The following is a 9,283-nucleotide window of genomic DNA, read 5'->3' on the forward strand; positions in this document are numbered from 1 at the left end:
TCATTAGTGTGGATATCGGTAACAGTAGGGATGTGAAAAGTTTCAGAAACTTTGCGAAGAATTTTTAATGCTTTTTCATCACCAATTCCGGAAAAACTATCTATTCTGGAGCGATTGGCTTTTTTGAAAGAACCTTTAAAAACGTATGGAATTTCTAATTTATCGGTAATAGAAACTAATTTTTCGGCAATTCGCATTGCCATTTCTTCGCCTTCAATAGCACAAGGACCTGCAAGGACAAAGAAATTTCCACTATCAGTATTTTTGATTTGTGGAATGGTAGTTATATTCATAAAATTTTGGGTTTAAAAACCGCTAAGTTATGAATAATTTGGTTACTTTTTATAGATATTTTGTTAAGTTATTTTTTGATGGAAAGCCCTACAGGAACTAACAAATAGCCTCGCTCATAAATGTTTAGGTATACTTTTACAGGATTGGTTTGCCCTTCCCATTTTAATTCATATACATCCAAAAAACCGGCGCCCAAATCACTTCTTTTTGTTGGAAACGGACAGCAACTTTCCAATTTAGTAAACGTTATTTTTTCGCCATTGGGTCCGGCTAACGCATTCAGAAAACGCTCTGCATTGATGTTTTCATTTTTGGTGTCTTTATAGAAAACATTAACAGGATAATCCGGATCGTAAGCATATTTTTTGTCTTTACTGTATTCGGTTAGCCAAAAAGTATTGTCCTTGGTCAATGTTGGAATAGGAGCATTATCATCTACATTTTTCAGTGTAGATCTTGTACTAACGCACGAAGTGAAAAGCGAAATCAACACAACAAAATAGGTACAATTGATTATTTTTTTCATAAGAATAAAGTTTTTTTGAGTACAACAATAATCGTGCTAAGCTATTTTTTGGTTCTGATAAATAATGAAACAATGGCTCCGGTTATTACACCACATGACAGCGCGCTAAAGGAATTTTGCAGCATGTAGGTTTCTTTGTTGAAATATTTTCGGGCTACTTCCATGGTCATATAGTGGTTTTTTATTTTGTATTCAATAATAGTGTCAAAAAAATGAGGCGTAATGCAGCTGTATATTACATATTGCGCCATTGGTGTTAACAGGGCAATAAAAAAAGACAGAACAATTCCGCTGACAAATCCTTGTGTCCAAGTCATGGTTCCGTGGAAGAAATACTGTCTTTTCTCTCTTAAAGCCATCACAAAGAAAAGGATAGCAGGTATAGCGAAAAGATTAGTGTATAAAGCATATTTATCGATGTAAGCATCGTGTAATCCGGTTAGTTTTTCGCCAATAGCCCAGGCTAACGTTAATAAGGTGAAACGAATCGCCCATTTTATTTCGATAGAATAATTTTTCATTTTGGTCTTCTAATTTGCATTCAAAAATACTTTATTTTCACCGAATATATAATGTTTAAAAATAGGTAATATTGCTATTTTTGTAAAAAATACTCACATGGAATATATTACACACACCTGGCATTGGGCTGTTGCCGGATTTTTGATTGGCATGGTCATGCTGATGCTTAATTATTTTGGAAAAGTATTCGGGATGTCCTCCAACCTGCGTTCTCTTTGTTCCATGACCGGAATTGGTAAAAAAGTACCGTTTTTCGATTGGGATTGGAAATCACAACGCTGGAATTTAGCAGTGGTTTTTGGCGCTATGTTAGGCGGGTATGTAGCGGTTCATTTTCTGAGCGATGCTTCCAATGTAGCTATTAATTCAAAAACAATTGAACAATTGGCTGCTATGGGAATTGATGCTCCCAACGGAAAACTATTGCCGGATGCGTTATTTGGCAATCAAATATTTCATTCGCCAAAAATGATTTTAATTCTGATTGTGGGCGGAATTCTGATTGGTTTTGGTTCGCGTTACGCCGGTGGTTGTACTTCGGGACATGCCATTTCCGGAATGAGTAACCTGCAATTGCCTTCGTTGAAAGCGGTTATCGGTTTCTTTGTGGGCGGATTGATTATGGCACATTTTATTTTACCTCTAATTTTCTAAGCGATGAATTATCTAAAATATATACTAGTTGGTTTTGTTTTCGGAATTGTGTTGACCAAAGCCGAAGCGGTTTCCTGGTACCGCATTTATGAAATGTTCCAGTTTCAGTCGTTTCACATGTATGGCATTATTATGACTGCGATTGCGACCGGTTTAATCGGAATTCAAATCATCAAAAGAAAACAATTGAAAGACATTGACGGTAACCCAATTAACATTCAGGACAAAGAAAAAGGCAATGCCCGTTATTGGATTGGCGGTACGTTGTTCGGCCTAGGCTGGGCGATGGTTGGCGCGTGTCCGGGGCCAATATTTATTCTTTTGGGCTCAGGGTTTTTGAGTGTCGGGTTGATATTGATTGGAGCCGTTTTCGGAACTTTTTTGTATGGTGTTGTAAAGGATAAGTTGCCGCATTAATAATTTACGTTTACATTTATCACCTAATAAATCAAATAATCATGAAGACAAAACTAATTTTTGCCGTTCTTTTTTCGGCTTTTTTATTCAATTCCTGTAGTAATAGCAGTAGTAGTGATGATTCGCCTTCAATTATAGGGACTTGGAAATATTCAAGAGAAGGATCGGTAGTTAATGGTGAGGAAGTGCTTACTCCTTACACCGGAAACCAAGATGGTTGTGATAAAGATAAATCAGAATTTAAAGCCGATGGCACTATTATAGATACTTATTATACTTCTACATGTGATGCTGTTGGTCATTCAGGAACATATACAAAATCGGGTAGTACTATAACAACAACTTTTTCTGACGGTTCTTTCACATTTACTATCTTAAAGCTAACATCTACCGTACTTAAAGTTAAAAATTCGGATGGCGATATACTAGAGTTTATAAAATAACTAAAAGTAACTAAATGCTCTCCTAATCGAGAGCATTTTTATTTAATTTCAAAATCCCATAAGTAATACAAAACTGTGCCATCAGATACGTTATCATTATCCAAAAATTCGCCAAAGGAATCGGACTGTGGAATTTATTTATCGCCAAAAGACTATCCGAAACCACAAAGAATACTGCACCTGCCAACACCCAATATTTTGAGTTTCTGTTCCAATTAAAAGCGCCTTTTAAAGCCACAATCAACATGATGGAAATGGTCAAAGCATAAATACTGACCGGAATTTTCAAATCGCCTAACGACGGAAGCAAAAGCGACAACATGCTCACTAAGTAGACAGCAACTCCAATAAACCCAATCCAAAACAAAGGCTTTTTCCAATGATTGCTTTCTGATTGTTGTTTCGAAAAAAGTACAATAAACAGTAGGTGCGCTATCAAAAAAGAAACCAATCCGAAGATAAAATACAGCTCTCCTTTATCGGCAAAAAGTAAAATGCAATCGCCAATCCAAGAGAAAAACAGTGCGGATAACAGCCATTTTTTGGAGTCAAATGTTTCTTTGGCCACTGCAAAAAACAGCAACGGAAGTAGCAATGGTTTCAAATACCAAGTAATCGCATCATTTCCGAAAAGTGTCAATAGTGAATATACAATTCCGAAAACGAGAAAGCTCTGTAGCAATCTTTGGCTAGTCATAAGAAAGGTTTTGAGCATTTCGAAATTCGAAGAAAACAAAGTAACCACTCATCAGCAAAGACAAAAAGAAGTAGGCGATGAGCACCGAATTGGAAAAGGATAAAAGTTTGGAGAGGCCAAACCAATCGCCATAAAAATAAAGAATTCCCACAGCAAACAAAAAGCGCAATCCTTCCCAAAACATCGAGAATTTTCGAGTGTCCATCAATTCGGTGTAACTGTAAATAGTAACAAAAATGAATAAACCGTACACAAAAATATTCGGCAACCCAATGCTGGCAATGTTTCCAAACAAATAACTTATCAATCCTAAGGTAGAAAATAATTGCACCAAAGACCAATACAGCAATAATTGGGAATGTTGCTTTCCGTATTTATCAAAACGATAAACATCCGTAATTTTCGCGATTGGATGCTTGGTGTCAAAATCCTTTGGGCGCCAGCCTGTTGGTTTAAACCAAATGGTAACTTTATCTTTCCAGTTTTCGGCATGATAGGCATCTTTAATTAAAAGCCATAAATGCTGAAAATTGATGCGAATCGGATTCCAAGTGTGCGCTGGTCGGGTGATGCCAAAAACCGGCGGAACGGTTTCCAATTCTTCCTGAAAAGTGCCGAATAATTTGTCCCAAAAAATAAAAACCTGACCGTGATTTCTATCCATGTATTCCGGATTGATGGCATGATGAACCCGGTGATGCGAAGGCGTAACGATGATGTTTTCTAAAAAACCAAGTTTGCCAATATAGCGCGTATGATACCAAAACTGCAAAAACAAATGAATCGGTAAGGTAATAGCAATCACTTGCGCCGGAACTCCAAAAAGCGCCGCCGGTAGCAATAAAAACGTAAACAAATTGACAAAACTGGAAATCGGTTGGCGCAACGCACAAGCCAGATTAAATTCCTCACTACTGTGGTGAATGGCGTGTTTGTTCCAGAAAAAATTAATTTGATGAGCCCAACGGTGGCTCCAATAGCCATAAAAGTCAATAACAAAAAAAGCGATGACATAAGTTAGAACGGTGGCTTTTACATGCCAAATCGCCAAATGAGACAACATCCATTCGTAGGAAATAATGGCAATGCTCAAACCCAAAGCATCTTTCACGGCATTCGTCATTCCGGAACTGATACTCGAAATGCTGTCCATCATCGGCGCATGATCAATGCCTTTGAAGTATCCGTATGTTTTTTCAATCACGATTAGTAACAGAAAAAAGGGCATGGCAATCAGTAATATTTTCCCGTATTGTTCCATAAATAGTTGATTTGGAACTCAAATATACAATGATTTTATCGTTTCAGCGAGAAGTGCGCTTTAAATTCTTTCCACTGCGATTGGTCGAAATACTCTACTTTAAACCAATAATCTGTCGAAGGAAGTTCGTGCCCGTTATAGGTTCCGTCCCAACCGATTCCCGATGGACTTAGTTGTTTCAGAAGTTTGCCGTAACGGTCAAAAATATACAAACGAGCTGGTCTGTTTTGCAATCCCACCACATTCCAGGTTTCGTGGAAACCGTCACCATTTGGCGTAAAATAATGCGGATAACTAATGGTCATGATACTATCAATGACAATCTCACCACAACTGGTATTGCCTTTTACATCGCGGATGGTAATGGTATGGGAGCCCAAAGAGACGTTTTCGAAAACGTTACTTGTTTGGTACGAACCTTCATCCAAACTATATTCATAAACACCAAATCCTAAAATATTCACGGTGATGGTTTGATTGTCTTCAAACGGATTGCTAACGGTGTACGGCGGATTGCCTACTTGCGCTGGGCCGGATTGGATAACCGTGAACGTATTGGAAACATCGGAAGCACAACCCAGCATTGGCGGATTGTTACTGGTGGCGACTACTGTATAATCACCCGGAGCAGCTGAGGTAATGGTATAAGTGGCATTAGAAGCCCCCGGAATTATACTTCCGTTTAAAGACCAGGTAAAGGTGTAATTTGGATCGGTAACACCACTGTTTAAAGTTAATCCGCTCAATAAAGCATTTGAACCAAATGCAACACAAATAGTATCATTCGTTGAAGCAATGACCGGTTCAGCTAATAGCTCTACTATGATATTGAAAGAAGTTAATGCATAACATCCGGTTGTAGTATTTTCTACTCGTATCCAAACAGTATGCGTGTACGCTTGATAATTGGTTAAATCCGCAATAGCATTGGTCCCGTTTTGTGCATCGTTTTGCGAGTTATAGAAGGTAACGGCAACTCCTGTTTGACTGCCGATAATTCCGCTAACATAAGTATTCAGGTCTAAAGGATAGAGACCATCATTGGCACTGCTATCATCGCAAGTGGCAAAATTAGCAGGTGCTGTTGCGGTTGGTTTCGGGTTGACAACAAGGGTAAATTGACCATTATAATTCACACAGCCAGTAGTGTTATTAACGACTCTTATGTAAATGATTTGCGGATTAATGGTATTGGTAAAAGCACTTGGATTTTGAATAGCATTAGTGGCTGCTTGTGCATTGGCTGCTGTGGTATAATAAGTAATAGTAAAATCAGAAGCCGATTGCCCAGCGCCAAGAAGACTTGCTGTTGTAGCGGTTAAATCAAACAAGGCTAAACCATCCGTATCAGTATCGCAATTTTGAACCGTTAGTGGCTGAATAATAGTTGGCAACGGATTGACTGTTAAAGGCTGTTCTACCAAAACAAAACAATTATTTCCAAAGTAATCTACATTAGTATTTTCAACTCTAATCCACACATTATGACCAACCAAAGCGTTAGTCGGATTTAAAATTTGATTCGTTCCGGCTAGTGCATCAGCTTGTGTAGGATAGTAATGTAAGGTTAACGTTGGATCCCCGTTTATAATCAGAGAAGCGTTTATGGTTAAATCAAAAATTTCCAGCATATCTCCTGGATTATTGACATCGCATTTTGCTGTTAAGGGTCTTAAACCGGTGGTATTAGCTGTCGGAATTGGCATCACTCTAATGTCTAAAGAAGTGTAGCTTCTGCAGCCTTGTGGATTGGTAACCATTACGCCCAAAGTTTGAACCCCCGGATATATATTGGTATAAGTCGTTGGATTAGGAATAGCAATGCTCGAAGTGGTAACCGGATAATTCGGATAATAAGTCACAGTCATATTGGGTTGACCTTGAGTAATCTCCGCATTTTTAATTGTCAAATCAAAAACTGTATATTGATTATTAGGATTGGCATCAGAATCACATAAACTTAGCGGAGCCGGAGTTGTTATAGGCAGCGGAGGATTGACTAACAATTCAAATGATCCTATGGCAAAACATTCCGAAGCATTGTTTTCGACTCTAACCCAAATAATCTGATGATTGCTTCCCATATAACCCGTTGCCTGAATGATAGGAGCAATTCCAGCTATAGCGGCTGTTTGCGATGTATAATAAGTTACGGTATAATTACTAGGTGCCGAAGATTGAACCGCCAGTACTATTGGTGTTACTTGAGTTAAATCGAATAGCATCGACTGATTTTGCGGATTGTTATCTTCATCACATTGTATCAGTGGTGCAATCGATATTGGCATTAAAGGCTGTGGTTCAACATCCAATGCAATAGGAATCACGCTTCGGCAACCATTGTTGTTGTCAACTGCTGAAGCATAGATAAACTGAAGGAATGGAATAATGTTTTCATAAGGACTCAACAAAGGATTATTTCCCAATTGAGCATCGTCTATTGTTTCATGATAGGTAATCGTGTAATTGGCTCCTTGTATGATATCCGAAGTTAGTGTATTCAAATCAAAACTGCCATAGCCATCCTGATTGCCATCACAAACGGTATAGGCGTCATTAGGCGGTATCGGACTTGGCAATGGTTCCACTCTGATGTCCATTGTTGATAATACAAAACAACCGGTATTGGCATTTTCTATTCGTATCCAAATAGTTTGCACTGATGGAACAACATTAGCATACAAAAGCGGTAGCGGATTAGAATTGACCAAGGCATCGGCTTGACTAAAGTAGAAGCTAACATTCATGCCGGTTTGCCCAAGTAAGATAGCCACAATTTTTGAGCCTAAATCAAAAACTTCATAGCCTAAAGGTGCCGTAGTATCACACAAAGTATAGGCTGGGTAATTAGGTTGTGTGGCATTTGGCAACGGATCGACAACCAATTGCAGAGTCACAATATCATAACAACCGGTGGCATTATTTTCAACCCGTATCCAAATGGTTTGTGTGTTAATGGTTTGGTTAATGAAATTGGTAAGATTGCTTATCGGATTTGTGGCAGAAGTAGCATTGGCCTGGCTAGTATAATAAGCAATGGAATGGGTGGTAGTGTCTATAGCACCTAATACAGAAGCTGAAATGGATGCCAAATTAAAACTGGCAAAACCATCATAATTGGTGTCACAAACATGGTAATCTTCAGGCTCTATGGCTACCGGCGTTGGATTGACGATCAAATCTAAAGTGATGATTTTATAACAAGATGATGATTCCTGAGACTCTACCCGAATGTAAATAGTTTGAATATTAGAATGGATATTGTGATAAGTCAAAGGATCCGGAATAAAAGTTCCGTTGATTTCAGCATCGGTTATGGTTTCATGAAAACTAACCGGATACGGAACGCCACCAGTTACCATAGGGATTATTTGTGTTAAATCAAAAACACCAAATCCATCATTATTGGGATCACAATAATACAAAGGAGGAAGACTACTAACCTGAGGCAATGAATATACGGTGATGGTTAAAGTTGTTGTAGTAGCACATTGCCCTGCTGTAGGTGTGAACGTATAAATTGTTGAGGTTGTATTATTAAGAGCCGGTGCCCAAGTTCCGGTATATCCATTATTGGAAGTCGTTGGTAAAGCCGAAAGTGTAGTGCCGGAACATATCGGTGCCACAGCTGTAAAGGTTGGTATGATATTCGGATTAACAGTAATGGTTAACGTTGTTGGACCAGCGCATTGTCCTGTATTAGGCGTGAATGTATAAGTCGTTGTAGTTGTGTTATTGAGTGCAGGAGTCCAAGTTCCGGTATAACCATTATTAGAAGTGGTTGGCAAAGCTGATAGCGTTGCACCAGAGCATATCGGCGCTACAGCAGTAAATGTTGGTGTGATATTCGGGTTAACGGTAATGGTTAGCGTTGTGGTGGTAGCACATTGTCCAACAGTAGGTGTGAATGTATAAGTTGTTGTCGTTGTATTATTTAGTGCCGGAGCCCAAGTTCCTGTATAACCATTATTAGAAGTAGTTGGCAAAGCCGATAGCGCACCGCCTAAACAAATTGGGCTTATAGCTGTAAATGTTGGCGTGATATTCGGATTAACAGTAATGGTTAAGGTTGTAGAAACAGCACATTGTCCGGCAGTGGGTGTGAATGTATAAGTCGTTGTGGCTGTATTATTAAGAGCCGGTGCCCAAGTTCCTGTATATCCATTATTGGAAGAAGTTGGCAAAGCTGAAAGTGCACCACCGGAACATATTGGAGCCACAGCTGTAAAGGTTGGAGCAATATTCGGATTAACTGTAATTGTTAGCGTTGTGGTGGTAGCACATTGTCCGGCAGTTGGCGTGAATGTATAAGTCGTTGTAGTTGTGTTATTGAGTGCAGGAGTCCAAGTTCCGGTATAACCATTATTAGAAGTGGTTGGCAAAGCTGATAGCGTTGCACCAGAGCATATCGGCGCCACAGCTGTAAATGTTGGCGTGATATTCGGATTAACAGTAATAGTTAAAGTAGT

General features: G+C 38.9%; 8 protein-coding genes and 1 pseudogene. 3 read left to right on the top strand and 6 right to left on the bottom strand.

The genetic code is table 11. From position 1 onward, the window contains the following. The 3 genes and pseudogenes from V7D82_RS12895 to V7D82_RS12905 all read right to left on the bottom strand — a co-directional run. Positions 1-293: pseudogene (locus V7D82_RS12895) on the bottom strand (3-deoxy-8-phosphooctulonate synthase); the annotation flags it as partial. A gap of 68 nt (positions 294-361) precedes the next feature. Next, complete coding sequence (locus V7D82_RS12900) at positions 362-820, bottom strand: 2-dehydro-3-deoxyphosphooctonate aldolase (protein WP_333601368.1); 459 nt, start codon at positions 818-820, stop codon at positions 362-364. Positions 821-861: 41 nt separating this feature from the next. Continuing rightward, entirely contained in the window at positions 862-1,341 is a 480-nt protein-coding gene (locus tag V7D82_RS12905) for a DUF4199 domain-containing protein (protein WP_333601369.1), read from the bottom strand. Positions 1,342-1,438: 97 nt separating this feature from the next. Here V7D82_RS12905 and V7D82_RS12910 point away from each other — a divergent pair, with 97 nt between their 5' ends. The 3 genes from V7D82_RS12910 to V7D82_RS12920 are packed head-to-tail and all read left to right on the top strand — an operon-like array spanning position 1,439 to position 2,856. After that, entirely contained in the window at positions 1,439-1,996 is a 558-nt protein-coding gene (locus V7D82_RS12910; protein ID WP_333601370.1) for a YeeE/YedE family protein, read from the top strand. Between the two features lie 3 nt (positions 1,997-1,999). Continuing rightward, positions 2,000-2,413 (top strand): DUF6691 family protein, encoded by a 414-nt coding sequence (locus V7D82_RS12915; RefSeq protein ID WP_333601371.1) that lies wholly within the window; start codon positions 2,000-2,002, stop codon positions 2,411-2,413. Between the two features lie 41 nt (positions 2,414-2,454). Continuing rightward, the gene (locus tag V7D82_RS12920) at positions 2,455-2,856 is read left to right on the top strand and encodes a lipocalin family protein (protein WP_333601372.1); all 402 of its coding nucleotides are present in this window, start codon (positions 2,455-2,457) and stop codon (positions 2,854-2,856) included. Positions 2,857-2,878: 22 nt separating this feature from the next. Here the strand turns inward: V7D82_RS12920 and V7D82_RS12925 are convergent, their stop codons facing one another. The 3 genes from V7D82_RS12925 to V7D82_RS12935 form a co-directional block, all read right to left on the bottom strand. Next, positions 2,879-3,553 carry a lysoplasmalogenase gene (locus tag V7D82_RS12925; RefSeq protein ID WP_333601373.1) on the bottom strand — a complete coding sequence of 225 codons (675 nt, stop codon included), beginning with the start codon at positions 3,551-3,553 and terminating at the stop codon, positions 2,879-2,881. Beyond that, a complete protein-coding gene (locus V7D82_RS12930; RefSeq protein ID WP_333601374.1) occupies positions 3,546-4,814 on the bottom strand; it encodes a sterol desaturase family protein in 1,269 nt (422 codons plus the stop codon). The genes V7D82_RS12925 and V7D82_RS12930 overlap by 8 nt, the downstream gene beginning before the upstream one ends. A gap of 35 nt (positions 4,815-4,849) precedes the next feature. Next, positions 4,850-9,283 (bottom strand): T9SS type B sorting domain-containing protein (locus V7D82_RS12935; protein ID WP_333601375.1); only part of this gene is annotated, 4,434 nt, incomplete at its 5' end.

It is taken from the genome of Flavobacterium sp. (genome assembly GCF_036741995.1).
Taxonomy (GTDB): Bacteria; Bacteroidota; Bacteroidia; order Flavobacteriales; family Flavobacteriaceae; genus Flavobacterium.

Excerpts from the sequence above, each read along its gene's own strand:
- V7D82_RS12900 (WP_333601368.1), bottom strand. The coding sequence starts at position 820 with ATGAAAAAAATAATCAATTGTACCTATTTTGTTGTGTTGATTTCGCTT.
- V7D82_RS12905 (WP_333601369.1), bottom strand. The coding sequence starts at position 1,341 with ATGAAAAATTATTCTATCGAAATAAAATGGGCGATTCGTTTCACCTTA.
- V7D82_RS12910 (WP_333601370.1), top strand. The coding sequence starts at position 1,439 with ATGGAATATATTACACACACCTGGCATTGGGCTGTTGCCGGATTTTTG.
- V7D82_RS12915 (WP_333601371.1), top strand. The coding sequence starts at position 2,000 with ATGAATTATCTAAAATATATACTAGTTGGTTTTGTTTTCGGAATTGTG.
- V7D82_RS12920 (WP_333601372.1), top strand. The coding sequence starts at position 2,455 with ATGAAGACAAAACTAATTTTTGCCGTTCTTTTTTCGGCTTTTTTATTC.
- V7D82_RS12925 (WP_333601373.1), bottom strand. The coding sequence starts at position 3,553 with ATGACTAGCCAAAGATTGCTACAGAGCTTTCTCGTTTTCGGAATTGTA.
- V7D82_RS12930 (WP_333601374.1), bottom strand. The coding sequence starts at position 4,814 with ATGGAACAATACGGGAAAATATTACTGATTGCCATGCCCTTTTTTCTG.